Source organism: Desulfovibrio litoralis DSM 11393 (genome assembly GCF_900143255.1).
GTDB lineage: Bacteria > Desulfobacterota > Desulfovibrionia > Desulfovibrionales > Desulfovibrionaceae > Frigididesulfovibrio_A > Frigididesulfovibrio_A litoralis.
In genome coordinates, this window is the sequence record NZ_FRDI01000002.1 from 335,235 (window position 1) to 356,828 (window position 21,594).

16 protein-coding genes are annotated in these 21,594 nt (G+C 36.2%); 4 read left to right on the forward strand and 12 right to left on the reverse strand.

Going from position 1 to position 21,594, the window contains the following annotated elements; translation table 11 throughout:
* Positions 1 to 177 precede the first annotated feature (177 nt).
* The 4 genes from prfA to BT999_RS01420 all read right to left on the reverse strand — a co-directional run bounded on the left by prfA (position 178) and on the right by BT999_RS01420 (position 3,242).
* Entirely contained in the window at positions 178 to 1,248 is a 1,071-nt protein-coding gene (prfA, locus tag BT999_RS01405) for a peptide chain release factor 1 (protein ID WP_072695729.1), read from the reverse strand.
* A gap of 6 nt (positions 1,249 to 1,254) precedes the next feature.
* Positions 1,255 to 2,172: a DUF1385 domain-containing protein gene (locus BT999_RS01410; RefSeq protein WP_084650554.1), complete on the reverse strand. Its 918-nt coding sequence runs from the start codon at positions 2,170 to 2,172 to the stop codon at positions 1,255 to 1,257.
* Between the two features lie 305 nt (positions 2,173 to 2,477).
* Positions 2,478 to 2,687 carry a 50S ribosomal protein L31 gene (gene rpmE, locus BT999_RS01415; protein WP_072695731.1) on the reverse strand — a complete coding sequence of 70 codons (210 nt, stop codon included), beginning with the start codon at positions 2,685 to 2,687 and terminating at the stop codon, positions 2,478 to 2,480.
* Between the two features lie 252 nt (positions 2,688 to 2,939).
* A complete protein-coding gene (locus tag BT999_RS01420; protein ID WP_072695733.1) occupies positions 2,940 to 3,242 on the reverse strand; it encodes an FmdB family zinc ribbon protein in 303 nt (100 codons plus the stop codon).
* A gap of 821 nt (positions 3,243 to 4,063) precedes the next feature.
* On the opposite strand from BT999_RS01420, the gene BT999_RS01425 reads away from it, so the two are divergent.
* The 4 genes from BT999_RS01425 (at position 4,064) to BT999_RS01440 (ending at position 9,131) form a co-directional block, all read left to right on the forward strand.
* Positions 4,064 to 5,944, forward strand: a complete 1,881-nt coding sequence (locus tag BT999_RS01425) for a YgiQ family radical SAM protein (protein WP_072695735.1) — start codon at positions 4,064 to 4,066, stop codon at positions 5,942 to 5,944.
* A 121-nt stretch (positions 5,945 to 6,065) separates the two neighbouring features.
* Positions 6,066 to 7,184: a glycosyltransferase family 4 protein gene (locus tag BT999_RS01430; protein WP_072695737.1), complete on the forward strand. Its 1,119-nt coding sequence runs from the start codon at positions 6,066 to 6,068 to the stop codon at positions 7,182 to 7,184.
* 58 nt (positions 7,185 to 7,242) lie between these two features.
* Complete coding sequence (locus tag BT999_RS01435) at positions 7,243 to 8,268, forward strand: ABC transporter permease (RefSeq protein WP_072695739.1); 1,026 nt, start codon at positions 7,243 to 7,245, stop codon at positions 8,266 to 8,268.
* Entirely contained in the window at positions 8,268 to 9,131 is an 864-nt protein-coding gene (locus tag BT999_RS01440; RefSeq protein WP_072695741.1) for an ABC transporter permease, read from the forward strand. Before BT999_RS01435 ends, BT999_RS01440 begins: the two co-directional genes overlap by 1 nt.
* Here the strand turns inward: BT999_RS01440 and BT999_RS01445 are convergent.
* The 8 genes from BT999_RS01445 to BT999_RS01480 all read right to left on the reverse strand — a co-directional run bounded on the left by BT999_RS01445 (position 9,128) and on the right by BT999_RS01480 (position 21,581).
* Complete coding sequence (locus tag BT999_RS01445; protein ID WP_072695743.1) at positions 9,128 to 11,812, reverse strand: DNA internalization-related competence protein ComEC/Rec2; 2,685 nt, start codon at positions 11,810 to 11,812, stop codon at positions 9,128 to 9,130. The genes BT999_RS01440 and BT999_RS01445 overlap by 4 nt on opposite strands.
* A 66-nt stretch (positions 11,813 to 11,878) precedes the next feature.
* Positions 11,879 to 13,147 carry a glutamate-5-semialdehyde dehydrogenase gene (locus BT999_RS01450; protein WP_072695745.1) on the reverse strand — a complete coding sequence of 423 codons (1,269 nt, stop codon included), beginning with the start codon at positions 13,145 to 13,147 and terminating at the stop codon, positions 11,879 to 11,881.
* A gap of 66 nt (positions 13,148 to 13,213) precedes the next feature.
* On the reverse strand, positions 13,214 to 14,317 hold the full coding sequence (gene proB, locus BT999_RS01455) for a glutamate 5-kinase (RefSeq protein ID WP_072695746.1): 1,104 nt from the start codon (positions 14,315 to 14,317) through the stop codon (positions 13,214 to 13,216).
* Between the two features lie 348 nt (positions 14,318 to 14,665).
* The gene (locus BT999_RS01460) at positions 14,666 to 15,466 is read right to left on the reverse strand and encodes a DsbA family protein (protein WP_072695748.1); all 801 of its coding nucleotides are present in this window, start codon (positions 15,464 to 15,466) and stop codon (positions 14,666 to 14,668) included.
* A 28-nt stretch (positions 15,467 to 15,494) separates the two neighbouring features.
* Positions 15,495 to 17,429: a biosynthetic arginine decarboxylase gene (speA, locus tag BT999_RS01465; RefSeq protein WP_072695750.1), complete on the reverse strand. Its 1,935-nt coding sequence runs from the start codon at positions 17,427 to 17,429 to the stop codon at positions 15,495 to 15,497.
* A gap of 185 nt (positions 17,430 to 17,614) precedes the next feature.
* Entirely contained in the window at positions 17,615 to 20,065 is a 2,451-nt protein-coding gene (gene rnr / locus BT999_RS01470; RefSeq protein ID WP_072695752.1) for a ribonuclease R, read from the reverse strand.
* Positions 20,066 to 20,081: 16 nt separating this feature from the next.
* Positions 20,082 to 21,203: a tetraacyldisaccharide 4'-kinase gene (gene lpxK / locus BT999_RS01475; protein ID WP_072695754.1), complete on the reverse strand. Its 1,122-nt coding sequence runs from the start codon at positions 21,201 to 21,203 to the stop codon at positions 20,082 to 20,084.
* 123 nt (positions 21,204 to 21,326) lie between these two features.
* Entirely contained in the window at positions 21,327 to 21,581 is a 255-nt protein-coding gene (locus BT999_RS01480) for a hypothetical protein (RefSeq protein WP_245790974.1), read from the reverse strand.
* Between the last annotated feature and the right edge of the window lie 13 nt (positions 21,582 to 21,594).

Below are 21,594 nucleotides of genomic sequence, written 5' to 3' on the forward strand. Positions count from 1 at the left end.
TAGCTCAAAATATATTCTATAACGTTTATCTTTTTATACAGTAATTTTGAAAAAAAATAAAGCTCTAAACTTATAAATATTTAGAGCTTTAGAGTGTACAATTTGATTAAGACCATTCATTTTAACGGAATCAACTGAGAGATTCTTGTGCAATAGTCTCTATTTAAAGAATTAAACTTAATTATCGCCTTGAACTTTTAGGGCTTCGGCTTGATAGTTTGTCGTTAAAGCGTCAACAAATTCTTGAATATCGCCGTCTAAAACCAGATCAAGTTTATATAAAGTTAAGTTAATTCTGTGGTCGCTGACTCTTCCTTGTGGGAAGTTATATGTGCGTATTCTTTCAGAACGGTCTCCACTACCAACTTGAGCCCGACGAGTATCAGCTAATTGAGCGTGATGCTTATCTTGTTCTAGCTGTAAAACTCTAGCTCGTAAAATTTTTAAGGCTTTTGTTTTATTTTTATGTTGGCTTTTTTCATCTTGGCAGGCAACGGTTATACCTGTTGGCAAGTGGGTTACTCTAACCGCCGAGTCAGTTGTGTTAACAGATTGTCCGCCGGGGCCTGATGAACGATAAACGTCAAAACGTAATTCTTCGGGTTTAAAGTTAACGTCAACTTCTTCTGCTTCCGGCATAATGGCAACAGTTATCGCAGAAGTGTGAATGCGTCCTTGGGCTTCTGTTTCCGGAACCCTCTGCACTCTGTGGGTGCCTGCTTCAAACTTCATTTGGCTGTAAGCTTTGGCTCCGTTAATTTCGGCGATAATTTCTTTGTATCCGCCGTTAGACGAATCACTTGCTGAAATAATTTCAACTTTCCAACCCTTGCGTTCGGCATAGCGACAATACATACGGAAAATATCGGCTGCAAAGAGGGCGGCTTCTTCTCCGCCTGTTCCGGCACGCACTTCAAGAATAATATTCTTTTCGTCCATTGGATCTTTGGGCAGTAAAAATATTTTCAGTTTTTGTTCAAAATTAAGCATTTTTTCTTCTGCAATTTTGATTTCTTCTTCTGCCATTGCTCTTATTTCAGGGTCGCTGTCTTCTAATAAGAGCGTATTATTTTCAAGGTCTTCTTTATGTGTTTTATATTCACGAAAAGCCTCAACAACCTCTCTTAAGTCGGCGTGAGCTTTACTCAAGCTTCTGAAACGTTCTTGATCTGATAAAATATCAGGGGCACTTAACATGGTTTCAAGCTCAAGATAACGAGCTTCTAGGCTTTCAAGTTTAGCAATCATGATTGGTTACTCCCAATTACTATAGGCTGGTGGTGTTACAAAATTTGGCGGTATTGGCCCTAAGACCTCGTAAAGAGCAACAACAGCAACTTCGAGTTGAGACTGATCGGGTTCTTTGGTCGTCATTTTTTGTAAAAGTAAACCCGGGGCTTGTAAAATTTTTGTCAATAAACTGTTGTTCATTTTTGCCGCAAAACGAATAAGCTCATAGGCACAAGAACTAATTGGAACAATCAGTATTAATTTAACCAAAATAATGACAGAATGCTTTAATATAGCGTTTTCAGGTGTCCAAAAGTGCATTAAAGACGGTACAAAAATAACGTGTAAAAGAATGGAAATAGAAATAACGAAGAGTAAAAAAGTTGTTCCACAACGAGGGTGGAGGCGACTAAAGTTTGCGGCAGAAGCGGCGGTAACGTTTGCTCCTGTTTCATAAGCGTTAATGATTTTATGTTCCGCTCCGTGAAATTGAAAGACTCGTCTTATATCGGGAACAAAAGAAATAGCGGCAATATATCCGACAAACATGGACATTTTAAACAGCCCGTCCCAAATATGAAAAGATAAATTTTCAACTCCGGAGGAAAGTCCTGCGTTATTAATACCTATTGTCAATACATGAGGAATTACAACAAAAAGTAAGAGTGCCATACCTATTGAAATAATTAAGGTAAGAGCCAAGTGCCAAGGGGTAAGTTCTTGGGCGTCGTCTTCTACTGCAACAGTGGCAGACATATTCAAGGCTCTGATTCCGTTAATTAAAGTTTCAACTAAAGTCGGAAAACCTCTGAGAAAAGGTTTTTTTAACAAAGGCGAAGAGGTTAAAGAGTACCATGGAATTACTTTTGAGATAATTTCACCGTTTGGTTTGCGAACGGCAAGAGCCAAGCGAGAACCATGACGCAACATAATGCCTTCCATTAAGGCTTGACCGCCAACGGCCAAACTTTCTGTGGCGTTGCATTTTAAAGTACTGTCTGACGAAGTTGTTTGATTTTGTTCATTATTACAAGAACTATTGTGATTCATGATTGTACCCTAAAAACAGACAATACAAAGTTAAAGCGAAAAGATTTTAAACCTGAGGTATAATTTGTCTTAAATGTTTTACAAAATAAAATACAAAGTGAAAAGCCAGTTAAAACAACATAATAAAAACAACTAAAGGGCAGACAAAAGCTTCGCCTGCCCAAAAGCTAATATTAAACCGCTAAAGTATAATAAAATTACTTAGTTGTGTTGGCGTATTTTTTGCGGAAGCGGTCAATACGTCCGGCGGTATCAACAAAACGTTGTTTACCGGTATAAAAAGGGTGGCAGCTTGAGCAGATTTCAACCTGTACTACTTCTCCTTTAACGGAAAGAGCTTCTATTTCGTTGCCACATGCACAAATAAGTTTTGCTTTAAATAATTTTGGGTGAATTTTTTCTTTCATGACTGACTCCTTGAATATACCGTTTTTTGATTATAAATATAACAAGTATATTTTTTTTAGATGATTTAAGTTTTTTGTACCTGAAAATTTCGGCAAATAAATATATTTTTAAAATATAATAAACAGTTATGATATGTTTATTGATCATATTGTTGGGCTAAGCTAGGTCAACAAATCAGAAACATTCATAATAATAGCGAAAGAACATTTTTTATTATGCTTTTATTTTATTTTTAGCAAGCTAATTTTTTGCTAATTTGTTGGGGTTGAACCGGAAGGGGTTGAAGCGGGTGTTTGAGCCGTTGAGCTTGTCGCTGTATTTTCTTTGGGAGCAGTATTTTTGCTGTCAGTGTCTTTGGTATTTTCCGATTTTGATTTTCCATATTCAGTAGCGTACCAACCGCCACCTTTAAGAACAAAAGAGGTGTTTGAGATTATTTTATGCCCTTTTCCTTTGCAAATGGGGCAGTCTATTGTTTCTTGGGGTGTATGACTGGTTTGCCAATGTTCAAAGAGTTGTTGGCAATCTTCACAATGATATTCGTAAATTGGCATGATAAACTCCGTATATTGATAACGTATTATATTATTTTTATTGAATATTAAACATTTCAATATGAAAACATAAAGAACCGTTGGTTTTCATATAAAAACATGCTTTTATATTTAAGAAACCCTTATAAAGAGTCAAGAGCTTTAATGATTTAATTTATATATTGAGACTATTGCACGGTAGTCTCAAAGTGGCTTAAGACGTTTTATGCTATGTTTTATACAGAGCATAAAAAGATGAAAAAAGTACGCAAAACGGAGTTTTTCAATGGTCTTATATTATAAATTTATTAATGCTAAAGGCTGTGTCTTAATAAATTATTCTGCTAAAATTTGAGATCAAAAAGATTAAGACATTTTTGACATTTTAGTAGAATCTTTTATTGAGAAACAGCCTGAGATATTTTATGTAATAATACGCAAAAGAGTTAAAAGAAACCCTTTTAAAAAATAATTATTTAACTAATTTATATATTAGGTTAAACGTATTAGTTTTTTGCTTTAGCGGCTTTTGCTTCGCGGATACGCTCTTTAATGCGTTGTTCACGACGATGACGTTTACGATCTAATTCTTTTGCACGTTCTCTTTTTTTCTGAGCCATGTTGCTCTCCTTTAATTTTATATATAAATTTTACCAAGCTTAAAGCTTTTTTAAGTTCGGCGAGTATAACGTTCATTCGTTAAGTTGTAAAGTCTATCCTGCAAAAAAATAAACTTTTTATCATTTGTCTTCTTTGGTTATATGTTATAAGTAAAAATTGTTTTTATTATTTTATTTATAGTCGTTGACTAAACTTTTATTTTAAACAACTGAAATAATTATATGCAAAAGTCTGAAAAAAAATCTTTATCAAAAGCCGTTTTTGAAAATACGCCGATTTTACCCATGACTCGCCAAGAGATGAAACAACTTGGGTGGTCTGAGCTTGATATACTTTTAGTCTCGGGCGATGCTTATATTGATCACCCTTCTTTTGGGGTTTCTCTTTTAGGGCGTTGGTTGGTGGAGCATGGCTTTCGGGTTGGAGTTATTGCCCAACCTGAGTGGCAGGGAGCGGAAAAAAATATTTCTAACTCGTTATCTAAAATAACTGATATGGGTCGCCCAAAACTTTTTGCCGGGGTTAGCGCCGGGGCGATTGACTCTATGCTGGCACATTATACGGCGTTTAGAAAAAAACGCCATGATGATGCGTATACTCCCGGTGGGAAAAACGGTTCTCGTCCGAATAGAGCTACAATAATTTATAGTAATTTATTGCGTCAAAATTTTAAAGATATTCCAATTGTGCTTGGCGGAATTGAAGCTTCTTTAAGAAGAATAACACATTATGACTTTTGGACTGATGCCTTGCGTTTGCCTCTTTTGTGTGATGCTAAGGCAGATGTTTTAATTTACGGTATGGGTGAAAAAGCAATTTTAGAGTTGGCAAACAAAGCAAAAAACGCTTTAGCAAAGACTCAATCAGAGTTTTTGTTGCGAAAAGATTTTGTTGATGTTGCAAAATATACATTGGGAACAGCTTTTATTAGTTCTGGCAATAATGCGGACGATGAGCTAAAAATAATTTCAGATCAAGCTTCAAATAAAGAAGAATATACAATCAGAGTTTTACCAAGTTTAAATGAGATTAAATTAAAACCAGAATTGTTGATCCAGAGTGCTTTAACTTTAGAAGAACAGGTTCATCAGGCTGACTTTTATTGTATTGAAAAAATTGACGATAAACGCAACTTGATTTTAGCTCCCCCTCAAGATAACCTGACTACAAGCGAGTTAGATTTATTATATGGTTTAGCTTTTTCTCGCCTAGCTCACCCTTTATATAAAGAACCAATTCCGGCTTGGGAGATGATTCGTACAAGTATTACCAGCCACCGAGGTTGTGGTGGGGCTTGTTCTTTTTGTTCTCTTTCTTTACATCAAGGCAGGAAGATTAGCTCTCGTAGCTCTGAATCTATTTTACAAGAGCTTGATAAAATTACTTTTTCCTCTCAAACTTCAAAAAACTTTACAAATCAAACCAAAATTCCAAAGTGGGCAAGTTCGATTAGTGATGTCGGTGGTCCGAGTGCTAATATGTGGCAGGCGGTTTGTACGTTTGAACAAAAAAAATGTTTGCGAAAAAGTTGTATGTTTCCAGGTGTTTGTAAGTTTTTTAAAATAGATCAAATGCAACATATAAAGCTTTTACGTCAGATTAACCAACATAAAAATGTGAATAATGTTAGAGTTGCAAGCGGAATACGTCTTGATTTAGCCCTTAATCAAACCGAGGCGTTAGAGGCTTATGCAAGAGAATTTACGGGAGGTCTGTTAAAAATTGCCCCCGAACATATTTGCGAGCATGTTTTAACGTTGATGCGTAAACCTACTTTAGAGCGTTTTGAGGCATTTTTGGAGCGTTTTCAGCGTTCATCTGAGCAAGCGAAAAAAGAACAATATATTATCCCTTATTTAATGAGTGCTTTTCCGGGCTGTGAAGATAAAGATATGTTGATGTTAAAAAAATGGTTGGCTCAAAAAAGATGGACACCAAAGCAAGTGCAATGTTTTATTCCAACTCCGGGAACCGTTGCAACGGGAATGTTTTATTCAAAAAAAGATTGCGACGGAAATAATATTTATGTAGCACGCAGTGATGCTGATAGAATGCGTCAACATTATATTTTGATTCAAGGTTCTGAAAAGCGTAGCAAATAATTTGCAGTACTGTTTTTACCAAGTAACGTTTAAAAGCATATAAAAAGTCATTTTATCTTATCATCTCTTTACTTTCTGGCTTGATATGCTAAAGAATAAAAAAACATCAAGGATTATAAGAATGAAGCTGGTTATAATTGGAAATCAGTCCAGAGCCATGAATAATTTTTGGACTGTCTTAATCTGTAATGCGATTGCCAAAGGGCATGAAGTTGTGGCGTTTTTGCCTGATGCAGACGAGTGGACAGAAAAGCTCCATGAACTTGGTGTTAAAATACGTTTTTATCCTTTAGATCGTAAAGGTTTAAATCCGCTTAACGATTATAAAACCGTTATTGCCTTAAAAAAACTTTTGGAAGAAGAAAAGCCCGATCGTCTTTTTGTTTATACGATAAAAGCTGTTATTTACGGTTCTTTGGCTGCTGCTTTGGCTAAATATCCCAAAAAAGAATATCGTTATGCTATGATAACTGGCTTGGGTTATGCCTTTGAAGCAGATAGCTTTTTGAAAAAAAGCCTTAGAATGGTCGCCGTATTGCTCTATCGTCTTGCCTTAAACCAAGTGAATACGGTGTTTTTTCAAAACCAAGACGATAAAGAACTTTTTGAAGAATTACATATTCTTCCAAAAAATATAGAGATTCAATTTTCACCGGGAACGGGGGTTGATACGCTTTTGTTTTCCGAAGTTCCACTGCCTGAGGCTCAACAACATTTTTTACTTGTGGCTCGACTTTTGGAAGCAAAAGGCATTAGAGATTTTTATTATGCGGCTAAAATTGTTAAAGAACAATATCCCGACACGATTTTTAGTATTTTAGGGCCTGAAGAAAACGGGGTTGGCGGAATTCCTTTAAGTGAAGTGAGAGACTGGGAAAAAGAAGGGGTCTTGCAATATCTGGGTGCTACTAATGATGTGCGTCCTTATATTGCCGAAGCTTCAGTAATGGTTTTGCCTTCTTATCGAGAGGGAACTCCTTGTGCTTTATTAGAAGGAATGAGCATGGGGCGGGCTGTGCTTGCCACTAAAGTTCCGGGTTGTAAAGAAGTTGTTAAAAATAAAGTTAACGGTTTTTTATCTCCCGTTCAAGACCCCGAAGCTCTTGCGGATATTATGATAAAATTTATTGAAATACCTGCATTGAGTAAAAGTATGGGGCATGAGGGGCGCAAATTTGCAGAAGAAAGATTTGATGCGAATAAAGTTGCCGAAAACCTTTTAACACATTTTAAACTATAAACAGCGTTAATTTATTAATGTTATTATGTTGTAATCGCTAAACTTTAGTCTAAAACTTATGTCAGTAAAAACTACGTTAAAATTTTTATCATTAAGAATCTTAAAAAAATTCTTTTGGCTGTGCATTACTTTTTTGGGTATTACCATTTTGAGCTTTTGGATTATTCATTTAGCTCCCGGTTCTCCTACAGAATTACAAACAACTCTGAACCCTATTGCAAGCGACCTTACTCGCCAACGTCTTGATGCGTTATACGGTTTGGATCGTCCGCTTTATGTGCAATATTTTGATTGGGTAAAACGTCTTGTTACTCTTGATTTTGGAAATTCTCTTTCCAGTGATGCCAGACCGGTTTTGGAAAAAATCAGCGAGCGTTTACCTTTAACCGTTGGAATGAATATAGCGTCTTTGTTTTTGTCTTTATTGATTGCTGTTCCTTTGGGTATTATGTCGGCTTGTAAAAAAGGGGGCTGGCTAGATAATTTAACGACAATTTTTGTTTTTATCGGTTTTGCCATGCCTAGTTTTTGGCTTGCTTTAATTTTAATGATTTACTTTGGTATTGAATGGCAAATTTTTCCGATTTCAGGTATAAAATCAATGGATTATGAATATCTTAGCACTTTTGGAAAAATGAAAGATATTTTATCACATCTTGCCTTACCGCTTTTTGTCTATACCTTTGGGAGTTTGGCAGGCATGAGCCGTTTTATGCGTTCCTCTATGCTGGAAGTATTAAATCAAGACTATATTTTAACAGCTAGAGCTAAGGGTCTTCCCGAGCATGTTGTAATTTATAAACACGCACTGCGTAACGCATTGTTGCCCGTGATTACTTTGCTTGGTTTATCTATTCCCGGGTTGATTGGTGGAAGCGTGATAATAGAAAGCATTTTTGCTTTACCCGGGCTTGGTCAATTGTTTTATACTGCTGTAATGTCAAGAGATTATCCAATGATTATGGGAAACCTTGTCTTGGGTGCTGTTCTAACGCTTTTGGGTAATTTATTGGCTGATTTTTGCTACGGTTTAGCAGACCCTCGCATCAGAACAGGGCAACATAATCAAAGCGGGGGCGAATAATGCAAACTTGTCAAATTCGCCAAAGTTTTTGGGCAAAATTAAAAAGACTTTTACCTTTTGATAATACTTTTTTTATTTGTGGTTTATTTATTGTTTTTATGATGTCTTTTCTCGCCGTTTTTGCACCGTTTATTAGTGGATATGATCCGAATGATCTGACGAGTCATATTCTTCTTCCACCTAGTGCGGAACATTTTTTGGGAACTGATGCTTTAGGGCGAGATGTATTTGCTCGTCTGCTTTATGGTGGGCGTGTGTCTTTATGGGTCGGTTTTGTATCCGTTGGAATTTCAATAAGCATTGGGATCGTTCTTGGTTTATTATCTGGTTTTTTAGGCGGAATCGTAGACGAATTAATTATGCGTCTTGTAGATATTATGCTCTGTTTTCCTTCTTTCTTTTTAATTCTTGCGGTTATTGCTTTTATGGAACCGAGTTTAAATAACATAATGATTGTAATAGGTTTTACTTCGTGGATGGGTATAACTCGTTTAGTTAGAGCCGAAACGCTTTCTTTAAAAGAGCGTGATTTTATTGCGGCGGCTAAACTAGCCGGAAGCAGTAAACTTAAAATTATGTTTAGGCATATCTTGCCAAATGCCTTGGCTCCCGTTTTGGTTTCCGCAACCTTAGGTATTGCCGGTGCGATTTTAGTGGAATCTTCCTTTAGCTTTTTGGGGTTGGGTGTTCAACCGCCTGAACCAAGCTGGGGAAATATGTTGCTTGAGGGAAAAGAAGTGATGGAAGTTGCTTGGTGGCTTTGGCTTTTTCCGGGTTTAAGTATTTTAATTACTGTTTTGGGTTATAATTTATTGGGTGAAGGTTTAAGAGATATTCTTGATCCGAGATTAAAAAATCGCTAATAACATAATTCCTCTGTTTTAATAATTATTTCACCTTCTTCACCGATAACTCGCAGGGGAATATTTAAGTTTTTTAAAGCTTCTCGTACTTTTTTTGAAGGAAACCCCCAGTTATTGCCATAACCCGTTGAGGCTAAAGCGATTTTGGGTTTTACTCTTTGATAAAGTTCGAGGTTTAAAGAACTTTCCGAACCATGATGTGGTAAAATCAAGACCTCTGATTCAAGTATTTGATTTTTGCTTAAGAAGCGTTTTAAGCCTTTTTGTTGAAGGTCGCCGAGAACAATCATTAAACCTTTGGGTGTATTGTTTGTTTCTTCTTTAACAAAACGCAAGACCAAACTGTTTTCATTGGTATTTATAAATTCTTCCGAATTGTTTGGGTATAATACTTCAATATAAATTTTGATATTTTCCTTTTGAGAAAATAAAATACGCTTATTTTCACGCCAATATTCAATGTTTAAATGATTTTTTTTGATAATTTGATGTAGTATTTTTTCAGAGCTATTTTCAGTTGGTAGGGTGTTAAAGGCAATTCGCTTTACTGAAAAGTTTTCTAAAAGGTATAAAAGCCCTTTTAAATGGTCGTTATCCGGGTGTGTATTGACAATAAAATCAAGACGTGGGGCTTGGTTATAAGTTAAAATCGGTGTGATAATATGTTTTCCGCTATCAAAATATTTACTGTTAAAACCACCACCATCACAGATTAAGCGTTGTCCAAAACTTTCTATTAATAAGGCTTGGGCTTGTCCTACGTCTAACATTTTTATGGAAAAAATATTTTGTTTTGCCTCAGAATATGGTGAATAGCGTAGTAAAACAGGATATAAAGATAAGGCAAAAGCCAAAACCAAGATAAGTTGATGAATCACTTTTACTTTTAATTGTTTAAATCTATACGTAATAAAAACAATCATTAATATTGCCAAAATCCAAAAAGCAAGAGAGGCAGAGGGAAGAGGGCGTAAAGGTGTAAAAACATTAAGCCACTCATGATTATTAAGGAAAATGAGCAGGTTTAAAAATAAATCGCAAATCAAGGCACTTAAACTAAAAAATTGTTCACTCAAAAAATTAAAAGACAAAGCGGCGAAGACAAAAGCAATAAAAGCCAGAGGTAAGACTAAAAAGGTTAAAACGGGAATCCAGATTACGTTTAAAAAGAAAAAAATCGGGACTTCACCGAAATAAAAACTAGTAATTGGCAAGAGAAATATTTGAATACTGAAACTTAAAAGCAAGATTGTCAGGCCGGCTCTTAAACAACGTTTATAAAAAGACCGCCCGTATAAAAAAGGCATTTTTTCTATGCCAAGTTGTATGAGTGGTAAAAACAAAATAATTGCAAAAATTGAAAGCACGGAAAGTTGAAAGCTTAGCTCAAAGATGAGGTTAGTCTCAATAATTGCCACTAATAAAACTGTTAAAACAAGGGCATCTTCGACTTTTTTTAATCGGCTGAAAAGAACGGCAAAGGCAGCAACAGTAAGCATAAACATTGCCCTGATTAAAGAGGGGGAAAAGGCACCAAGCCATAAATAAATTAAACCCAAGGGAAGACTTAAAAGAAAGGCAAGTTTTATCCGAGGTTGTTTTAGATAAATAGTTGGCTTAAAAAAAGCTATAATATTTATTATAGTTAGGCTTAAAACAAAAACTAAGCTTAAATGTAAGCCCGATAATGCCAAGCTATGAATTAGGGCAGAGCGTTGAAATAAAGAAGCGGTGTTTGAAGAAATAAACTGTCTGTCTCCGCTGATTAAGGCATAAACTATGCCTCTTGCATCGGAAAGTTCCGGCTTGAGGCTTAATTTAAGTTTTTGTAATAAATTATTTCTGTGTTGAGATAAGTTTTTTTGCAGGGTTTGAGATAGGTCTTGTTGAACTCTTATATCAAGTTTTGTAAATTGAGTTTTATTTTTTACGCTGAGACAACGATAAAAAATTCCTTGTTTGTTCCAATATTCATCGCTGTTTGTGGTGTTTTCGTTTTTAAAACTTCTTTGCTTTCTTAATTTTAAAAGGGCGGAGTAATAAGTTCCCTCAAGAAGAGTTTGGTTTGAGTCAGCCCCAAATAAATTTTGAACATTATCTAAAGTTAAGACTGCTTTAATATTATTAGCATTTTTTGATTCGTCTTGAGTATTGTTCGTAATAACTTTTGGCGTTTGCGTTGGTTGAAGCTCTGAAATAATCAGGCGTAAGCGACCGTCATAAAGCCCTCTAACCGATTCAAGTTTAAAGGTTAATTCTTGACCTTTTTTAAACTCTTCTGAGTTTTCGTCGAGTAGTTTGTTTAACTGATTTGAGTTAGTTATTTGGTTGTCTTTTGGCGTTGGAAGTTGAGTTATTTTTATAACAGTTATTAGGCTAAGAAAAAACACACAGCATATTAAAATACTGCGTGTTTGTAATTGTTTTTTATCAAGACTGTGAAAATAAGCTTTTTCTTTGTTTGCTATGTTTGGAGTGTGTATTTTTTGGTTTTTTTCGGAACTACTTATTCCGAACAAAAATATGAAAAAGAAGCCTAAAAGACTGAGTTGAATATTTTCAAAAGCGAATAAAGCACAAATAAAGCTTAACGCCAAAAAATGCCATGTTCCTAAACTTGACCAAGGTTGAAGCCAAGGTTTGTATTTAATATCGTTTTTGTTTTTTTCGTCTTTTTTCAACCCTGTTCCCTGAACTGTCTTGTTTCGGTTTAAGGTTTATTTAGCTATATTTTCGCTTATTTTTCACTAAGCACGAGTCGTATAATCTCCGTAGGCTATCCACTTATAACTAGTTAATGCTTCAAGTCCCATTGGTCCTCGTGCGTGTAATTTTTGAGTACTAACCGCAATTTCAGAACCGAGTCCAAACTGGGCTCCGTCTGTAAAGCGTGTACTGGCGTTAACATAAACCGCCGCTGCATCAACTTGAGAAATAAAAATATCGGCTTGTTTAGTATCGTTTGTTAAAATTGCTTCTGAGTGTTGAGTTCCGCAAGCTCTAATATGATCTATTGCTTCGTTTAAATTTGAGACGAGTTTTAAATTCAAATCTAACGACAGCCATTCTTTAGAGTAATCTTCTTTTTTAACTTCAACAAAAGCCGCACCGTCTTCGGGCAAGAACTGTTTTACTTCCGGACTGATATGTAAAGTTACCTGTTGTCTTTTTAAAGCATGACTTAAGTTTGAGATAAAAGGATCGGCAATATCTTTATGAACTAAAAGTGTTTCGAGGGTGTTACAAGTACTTGGACGTTGTGTTTTTGCGTTTATGATTATCTCAATTGCTTTTTCTTGATTGGCACTTTTATCAACAAAAATATGGCATACGCCTATTCCGCCGGTAATTACGGGGATAGTTGCGTTTTCTTGACAAAACTCTTGCAGTTTTTGACCGCCTCTTGGAATAATCATTGAAACATATTTATCAAGACGCACCAGACTGTTTATCAGCTTTCTATCAGGGTTATCAATATATTGAACAATGTTTTTGGTCAGCTTGCATTCTTCTAAGGCTTGGTGAATCAGAGATACAAGAGTTAAGTTTGTATTGATTGTTTCTTTCCCTCCGCGTAAAATTACGGCGTTGGCTGTTTTTAGACATAAAGAAACAATGTCTATGGTAACGTTTGGGCGCGCTTCATAAATAGCACCAATTACACCTAAAGGAACTCGGCGACGCATTAACTCAAGCCCGTTATCGAGTTTTTTGCTGTCTATTATTTCTCCGATCGGGTCGTTAAGCCCTATCACTGTTTTGATGTCAGCAATAATGCTTTTTATGCGTTCGGTATTTAGCAACAACCGATCCATCAGGGCAGGACTCATTCCCCCATCTTTAGCGGTTTGTAAATCTTTTTGATTGGCTGATAAAATGGGTTCTATATTGGCGTTAAGTTTATCTGCAATTTTTTCAAGGAGTTGGTTGCGTTGTGCAGTATTTGTTTCTGCGAGTTTCCATGACGCTTTTTGAGCTTCTTGTCCTATTTTTTCTAAAGGATTTTCTTCAAACATGTTTTTCTCCTTTTAAGCTTAGCGCTCGTTTCAACATTTATATAATGAGATATATTTAACAACTAATCAATTTAAAATCAAATCATCTCTGTGAATGGCAACGGAACCGTATTCATAACCGAGAATATTATATATTTCTCGAGAGTGTTTTCCTTTAATCAGGTCTAAAGCATCACTGCTGTAACGAGTTACTCCGTGTCCCAAATCTTTTCCCTCAGAGTCGCTAACTTTTAAAACTTCTCCGCGTGAAAAAGTTCCGTTTACTTTAATTATTCCTTTAGGGAGTAGGGAACTACCTTTTTCCAATAATGCCTTGACTGCTCCGGAATCAAGGACAAGTTCTCCGGCGAGTGGGGCACCAAAGATCCATTGTTTTCTACGTTCAAGTGGAGTTTTTTGGGCGTGAAAACAAGTTCCTACGGCTTTGTTTTTAAAAACTTTTTCTATTACGTCAGCTAAAACACCTGAGGCAACCGTAACACTTATTCCCGCACGTGAGGCAACGGCGGCGGCTTGAACTTTTGTTGCCATTCCGCCTGTGCCGAGTCCTGAAACGCTGTCTCCGGCTATTTTGCGTAATTCATCGTCAATTTCATATACATCTGAAATGAGTTTGGCGTTTGGATTAGCGTGGGGGTTCGCAGTGTATAAACCTTCAATGTCGGTGAGCAGAAGAAGCTTGTCGGCATCTGCCAAAATTGCGACTAAAGCTGATAAATTGTCGTTGTCTCCGACTTTGATTTCAGCCGTGGCAACAGCGTCATTTTCGTTGATTATCGGAATAATTCCGTTATCTAATAAAGCTAAAAGCGTATCACGCGCATTTAAAAAACGTTCTCTGTCTTCAAGGTCGGCACGAGTGAGAAGCATTTGCCCAATGTTTATTGAATAAATTGAAAAAAGTTTTTCCCAAGTTTGAATAAGTTGGCTTTGTCCGACTGCTGCCAGTAGTTGTTTTGAAGAAATATTTTTGGGAAGTTCAGGATAATTGAGATATTCTCGCCCGGCGGCGATAGCCCCGGAGGTAACGATAATAATTCTTTGACCCTTAGCGTGTTCTTTTGCACATTGACGAACTATTTCCAACATTCCGGCTTTATTGAGCTTTTTTGATCCGGCAGTCAGAACGCTTGTTCCGAGTTTTACAACCAATGTTTCTTTTTTGTTCATATTTCTATTTCCAAGGTAAGCCCTGTTTTGATAAATATCAAATTTCTTAATTAAGACCATTGCAAAACGGAGTTTTGCGTGCTTTTTTATCGTTTTATTCTCTGAATACACATAGCATAAAACGAATTAAAAAACAAAAACCACTCATTTACGGGAATATTAAATTTTCCTTATTCGTGATTTTTGGAGTGTCTTTCTAGCGAAAGCCACTTAGAGACTATCGTGCAATAGCCTCTAACTTGCAAAAAAACATTTATTATTGAAAGGTGTTTTGTAATGATTTTATCTTATGACAGAAAGCATAAAATACGTTCTGTCATAACTATTAAGTTCAACAAAACAAAGATGTTATTTGCCCTGAGCTGTATCAATGGCAAGACTAAACAAATCTTCAGGCAACATACCCGGAATACGCAGGTTGTTTACAAAAAAGTAAGGTGTTCCTTGAACTCCGAGTTTTTCAGCTTCGGCTATATCCGCAGATATCAAAGCTTGTACTTGGCGACTTTTTATATCGCTAGTTAGCTTGTTTACGTTTAAGCCAAGTTTTTTGGCGGATGCTTGCAAAAACTTTTCGCCATCATTGATAAGATCTTTGCGATTTTCAAAAACCGTATCATATAATTCCCAACCTTTGTTTTCGTCTTGCATAAAGGCGGCTATAATATATTCAGAAGCAATTCTTGAGTTTTCGTGTCCTTGTCCTGCTAACGGGAAATGTTTAAAGACAAAACGCACTTTTCCCGCATTATTTTGCATTATATTTTTTATAAGTTCCGCCCCTTTTTGACAATAAGGGCAAGTAAAATCGGAAAAAGCCACAATAGTTACGGGAGCATTAATGTTTCCACGTATCGGGCGGTTTTTAATATCAATTTTAACGGGTTGTTTTAAATCTTCCTGCCACTTGGCTGCATAAACTTTACGTTTACGTTGTTCTACGCCTTGTTGGGCAATTTCAAAAACCAATTCGCTGTTGTCTTTTAAAATATCAAGAATAAGACCGGGATTTTCTTTTAATACTTCTTTAACAGCTTCTTTTATTTGGTTGTTGAGGGTAATACTGTTAGCAGTATTTTGAGCTGAGGCAGGATTGTAACAAAAACTGATTATGGTAAAAACTAATAATAAGAATGTTTTATGTTGCATATTTGTTTCCTAGTTTTTTGGTAGGTGTTTAACGTTCAAAATAGGTATAGCCACGAATACCTGCTTCAAAGGCTTGTAAAATATTATATCTGTCAGAAGGAGTAATACGTCCGGCTCTTACTGATTCTTCTGCCAAAGCTCGTAAATCTTCCATGATGCGACGCGGATCATATTCTACATAAGACAAAATGTCTGATACAGAATCGCCATGAATTTCTCTAACAAATTCAAAACCGCCATCTTCATCGACTCTTACGGAAACAACGTTTGTATCGCCCAAAAGATTATGTAAATCGCCTAAAGTTTCTTGATAAGCACCAACCAAAAAAACGCCCAGATAATATTCTTCGCCTTCTTTTAAGTCGTGTAAATCAAGAGTGTTTTTCATTCCGTGTGGAGCGATAAAGCGGTCGATACGTCCATCGCTATCACAGGTAATATCTGAGATAATGGCTTGCCTTGTAGGGACTTCATTAAGTCTATGCAGTGGCATAATCGGAAAGAGTTGATTTATTGCCCAAGAATCAGGCAGAGATTGGAATACACTAAAGTTTCCATAATAAATATCGGCGAGAGCGTTATCTATTTCTGCTAAGTTTTTATGGGGGTTAGGCATTTTGTTTCTTTCAGTCGCAATACGTTTAATAATTACCCAAAACAGTCTTTCGGCTTTTGTGCGTTGGCGTAGGGTAACCTTTCCATGCAAGAAATGTTGACGCATTTCATCTCGATAATAAATAGCATCGTTGTAACATTCTTGAAGGTTGCGTATTGTTATGTTGGTTAATACTTCATATAGGTTGCGGATAATCTCATATTCTTGGCTTAAGGCTTCTTTATCTAAGTAAATATCGTGTTCATCACCATATTCTATACGACTTACATCTAAAATGTTAAAAATTAACAAGGAATAATAAGCGACCGTTGCACGCCCCGATTCGGTAATGATATTCGGGTGTGGAACGTTTGTTTCATCAAGAATGCTCATTACTGCTTCCAAAACGTCCATACAATATTCATCTATTGAATAGTTTCGGCTTGATAAAAAGTTTGTTCTCGAACCGTCATAGTCGACCGCCAAACCTCCGCCAAGGTCAAGATAGCCCATAGTAACGCCTTCTTGAACAAGACCGGCATAAACGCGAGAGGCTTCTAAGGCGGCGGCTCTGATTTCTCTGATGTTTGAAAGCTGAGAACCTAAGTGATAGTGTAAAAGTTGGAAACAGTCTAACATATCATGGCGACGCAACTCATCGACCACATCAATAATTTGTGCGGCAGTTAAACCAAAAGTCGAGCGTTCTCCGCCTGATTCTGTCCAATGTCCGCCGGCTTTACTAGCCAGTTTGGCTCTAACACCGATAAGCGGCTTAACACCGAGAGCTTTTGCACGTTCGAGAATTAGGCTTAATTCTCTTGGCATTTCTACAACAAAAAAACATTTAAAACCCATGCGTCTTGCGTGTAATCCAAGGTCTATAAACTCTTCGTCTTTATAACCGTTACAGACCAAACAGGCTTCGAGGTCTCTTAGTTGTGAAATAGCGGCAAGTAGTTCGGCCTTACTACCAACCTCAAGTCCGTGATGATAGCGAGCACCATATTGAGCAATTTTTTCGACAACCTGTTGTTGTTGGTTTACTTTAATCGGAAAAACGCCACGATAAGATCCACGATATCCAAGGGTTTTTATTGCTTTGGCAAAAGCTTCATGCAATCTTGATATTTGAGAGTCGAGTATATTTTCAATTCGCAACAAAACAGGCATTCCAAGTCCACGTTCACGCATTCCCTCTATTATTTCAGGAATACTGACGTTGATGTTGCGCTTATTTTTTATAGGTCTTACGGTAACATCGCCATTTGGAGCGACATCAAAATAATCGGCACCCCATTCACGAATACCGTATAAGTTTGCTGAGTCTTCAACGGACCAGCTTTGTAAAGTACGTTTTTTTGCCAAGATACACTCCGTTAGTTAGAATAAATGAATGAAAAATATTTAAGACAATATCCCCTTCTTGACAAGTTTAATTCATGATCTAAACAGATACTCAGCTATTTTACGGAACTAATAACTTATCAACCCGTGAGATATAATATATAACATAATATTTATGGGTTAAATAAACTCTTTATTGGGTCAGTTTAACGTTTTTTCTTGTTTTTAGAAAGCTTTTTTGTATCTGTGTTATTTTTAGATTTTGGATTTTTTTTCTCTTTATATTCAGTTAGTTGGTATGTTTTTTTTAAAGGTTTTTTTGATTCTTTGTCGAAATTTCTTTCTGTGGGTTTCTTTTGTTTTCTTTGAACTTCGTTATTTTCGTTGTTTTCATCAAAAAGGGCAAAAGTTAGCTCAAGCCTGTCATAATTTACTTCCATAAGTTTAACGTTTACGGCCTGCCCTAATTTAAAGATACGTCCTGTTCTTACGCCTCTAAGTTCGCTTCGATCTTGTATATAATCATAATAATCATCTTTCAGTGAGTTAAGAGGAATCATTCCTTCGGCAACAACTTCGTTTAACTCAACAAAAATTCCAAAGTCGGTTACTCCCGAAACAATAGCCGTAAATATTGTACCGATTTTTTCCTGTAATAGAATAATCGCAAAGCGTTTAAATATTTCTCGCTCCGCATCAACGGCACTGCGTTCTCTTTTGTTAATTTGGTCTGAGATCGCTTCAAGCTCTTTAAAATCATAAGTATTTTTTGGTGCATCACTGGTTTTTAACGCATATTTCAAACTACGATGTACCAAAAGGTCGGCATAACGACGAATAGGTGAAGTAAAATGGCAATAACAAGCTGATGCCAGACCGAAATGTCCTTCGAGTTCGGGGCTGTAACGAGCTTGCATCATGCTTCGTAGGGTTAAACGTGCAATTAAAAACTCTTGAGTAGTATTTTTAATCAGACGCAATAAAGGAGCAATGCTTTTTGCTTCAGCCTTCTTAAAAAATCCAACAGGTAAGTCGTTAATCAAATTTGTTCCGGCAATAAGCTTAAAGAGACTATCGAGTTTATCCATATCCGGCTCGGCGTGGTTACGAAATAAAACAGGAATATCTTTTTTGTGTAAAAAGTTTGCTACTGCTTCGTTGGCTGCGAGCATAAACTCTTCGATTAGTTGGTGAGCAAAGTTTTGGCTGCGTTTGCTTAAATCGATCAATTCACCTTTTTCATTAAAAACAGCCTTGGGTTCAGGAACTTCAAAGTCAAGAGAGCCACGTTCTTTACGTTTTTCTCTTAAAAGTAAGGCTAACTCTTTGGCACTAGATAACATAGGCATCAGTGTTGCCAATTCTTCTTTTTTTATTTGATGATCAGCTTGGTTCTCGTCTAGAGCCGAAAAAACTTGATCATAAGTAAGGCGAGCTTTGCTTTTTATGGTGGCGTTGGCAAAGTGAGTGCTTAAAATATTGGCATTTTTATCAAAGATTATTTTTGTATACATTACCAGACGTGGAACTTGTGGTTTTAGGCTACAAAGTTCGTTGGATAATTTTTCTGGCAACATAGGTTCTACGGAAAGTGGAAAATAATATGAGTTTCCTCTTTCAAAGGCTTCCTTGTCTAATAAAGACGAGGGTTTAACATAGTGTGCCACATCAGCGATAGCAACTTGAAGACAAAAGCCGTTGTTGGTTTTTTCTATAAAGATGGCATCATCAAAATCTTTTGAATCAGCACCGTCAATAGTTACAAAGCCTAGAGATTGAAGGTCTTCTCGTTCTTTAATTTCGCTTTGGCTTGGTTCTTTGGGCAATAATTCTGCTTCATCTAAAACAGGTTGGGGAAATTCGATTGGAATGTTATGATTGGCTTTAACCAAACGCTCTTGGATTCTAAGATCGTTTTCTTCGTTTAAAACTTCTAAAGCTTCGGCTGTCCAGAGTTTTGGGTGTTCTTCTTTTAAGTGTTCACCCAGTTTCGCTAAAACAAGGATTTCGGGCTTTATTTTTTTTATTTTATCTGCATTAGTTGCAAAAAAGCTTGTAAAATCAAGCAAAATAGCAATATTCAAGCGTTCGTCAAGCGGAACGCTCATATATATATTTTTCCCTTTGCTTTCGACTCGTTGTAATATTTTTACCAATATTTCTTTGCGTCCCCGTTCGATAATGGCATTGATTTGTCCTTCGGGGCGTTTTCCAAAACGTTTTGGAAAAATAATAACTTCAACACGGTCTCCGTGCCACGCATCACCAAAATGATCAGGTCGAATAAAAATATCTTCGGGGTTTTTCTTGCCACTGCGTTTTTCTTGCCCCTCCAAAACATCAGGCAAAACAAAACCTATGCCGGAGCGTTGTATTTGCAAAGTTCCGGTTTGAGTATTGAGCAAACTGGTTGGATAATAGCTTCCGCCTGTAAGATTCGTAATTTTTTTTTCTTTAATCAGGCTTGCAATTTTATCTTGTAATTTTCTTTTGTGTTTCCGAGAAATATGTCCAAAACTTAAAATTTCATCAAGTTTTATCGGACGATTGACTTTTTTTAACAATTCTAAAATATCAGGCAGAGTTCCATCTTGGAAATCGTGATCTTTATTAGTCTGAATAGTATCTGTATTTATATTTTTTTTTATTCTTTTCATTTTCTTTCTTATTAAATTATTGATTTATAATATATTTTTTAACCCAAGTATTAAAGTTTGTACCTGTAAAAATACAATCGGATATTTCAGCTTCAACTTTTAAATAATAAATATTCTCAAAGTGATTGGTCATAGAGTGTATTTTGACGGCGTCCTTTTCCGTGCAGATTATCGGGAGTTTCGGCTTTAACCATTCTTGAAGTTCAAGTTGGCTGAAGTTGTGATGATCCGGGTAATATTTTGTTTGTGTGGGATTATTCCCCAAAAATGTTGAGACAGAGTGTTGTGCTTGTTCTGGGTTTGAGATTCCCGAAACAAACAAATAGGGTTGTTTGTTTTCATTCTGAAACAAGGTGTTGTTAGATAATTTATTGTTTTTATTAAACAAGGTTGAAATAGGGAAGATACCTGTTGTTTTTAAGATAAAAGGAAAAAGCGGTTTATTAAAGGGGCTTAAACGTTTTTTTATTATTTCGAAAAGTTTAGGCGTTAACGGTTTGTTTAACTTTGACATAAAAGCAGAGGCACGTTTTAAAGCCGTTTTATCCTCACGCCACGTTCCGCAAGGAATCACTTGGTTCCAATATTCAGGCATAAAATCATCAAGTTTTAAAAGCAGTAAATCAAGTGTTCTTTTTAAAGCCAAATGTTGAAAGCCGTCATCAAGTAAAATTAGTTGAGGTTTATAATCTGCTAAAAGTGTTTTTTGTTCCAATGCCTTAACCGCACGCACTCGCTTAGGATCAATAACAATTTTTGCTTCCCCGTGGTTTAGGGCTAACATTAGCGGTTCATCTCCGCTTTGATCCGCATTTGAATATGGATCAACGAGTAAAGGGAGATTTTTTTGTTTACAGGCTAAAGATCCATAACCTCTTGTTAAAACCACTGTATTGAGGCCGTCTGATTTCGTTAAATTTAATAAATAGCTGATAATCGGAGTTTTACCGCTACCGCCCCAAGATATATTTCCTATAGAGATACAAGGTAACTTGGCTTGATAGGAAGTAATAAAGTTATTTCGATATAAATAAGCACGAAAACGCATTAGTAAAGTATATATAAAACTTATTGGTTTTAGTATCAATAATAAACGCTTTTGCCAGATAAGTGCTGTGTTTGTTTGTATAATGCCCACTGATCGGTAACTCTTAAAGAATAATTAATATTTTTTTAGGCAATTGACCTTTTTTGAATAAAATAAGAAATAGCTTTTATTTTTATGATAATTACTCAGTACTGCAGACACTTTGTTCAATTTTTATTTTTTCTTTTTGCGTTGATGTATTTTTGATAAAGTAATTCCGGCCAAAAAACCGCCAATACTGCCTAGTGCGATAGCCTTTGGCATACTATCGTAAAAACCGAAAATAACGGAAAACGCACCAAGCGAAGTTCCAATTAAAATTCCTCTGACTGCTGACCCAAGCCCGGGGCTGTCGCTGTTGTCTTGCAGAGTTTTTATTTTCTCGCCCTTATTCAAATCGTTTTTGTTGTTTTTTTTATTTGTTGACATAAATAGTGTCCGA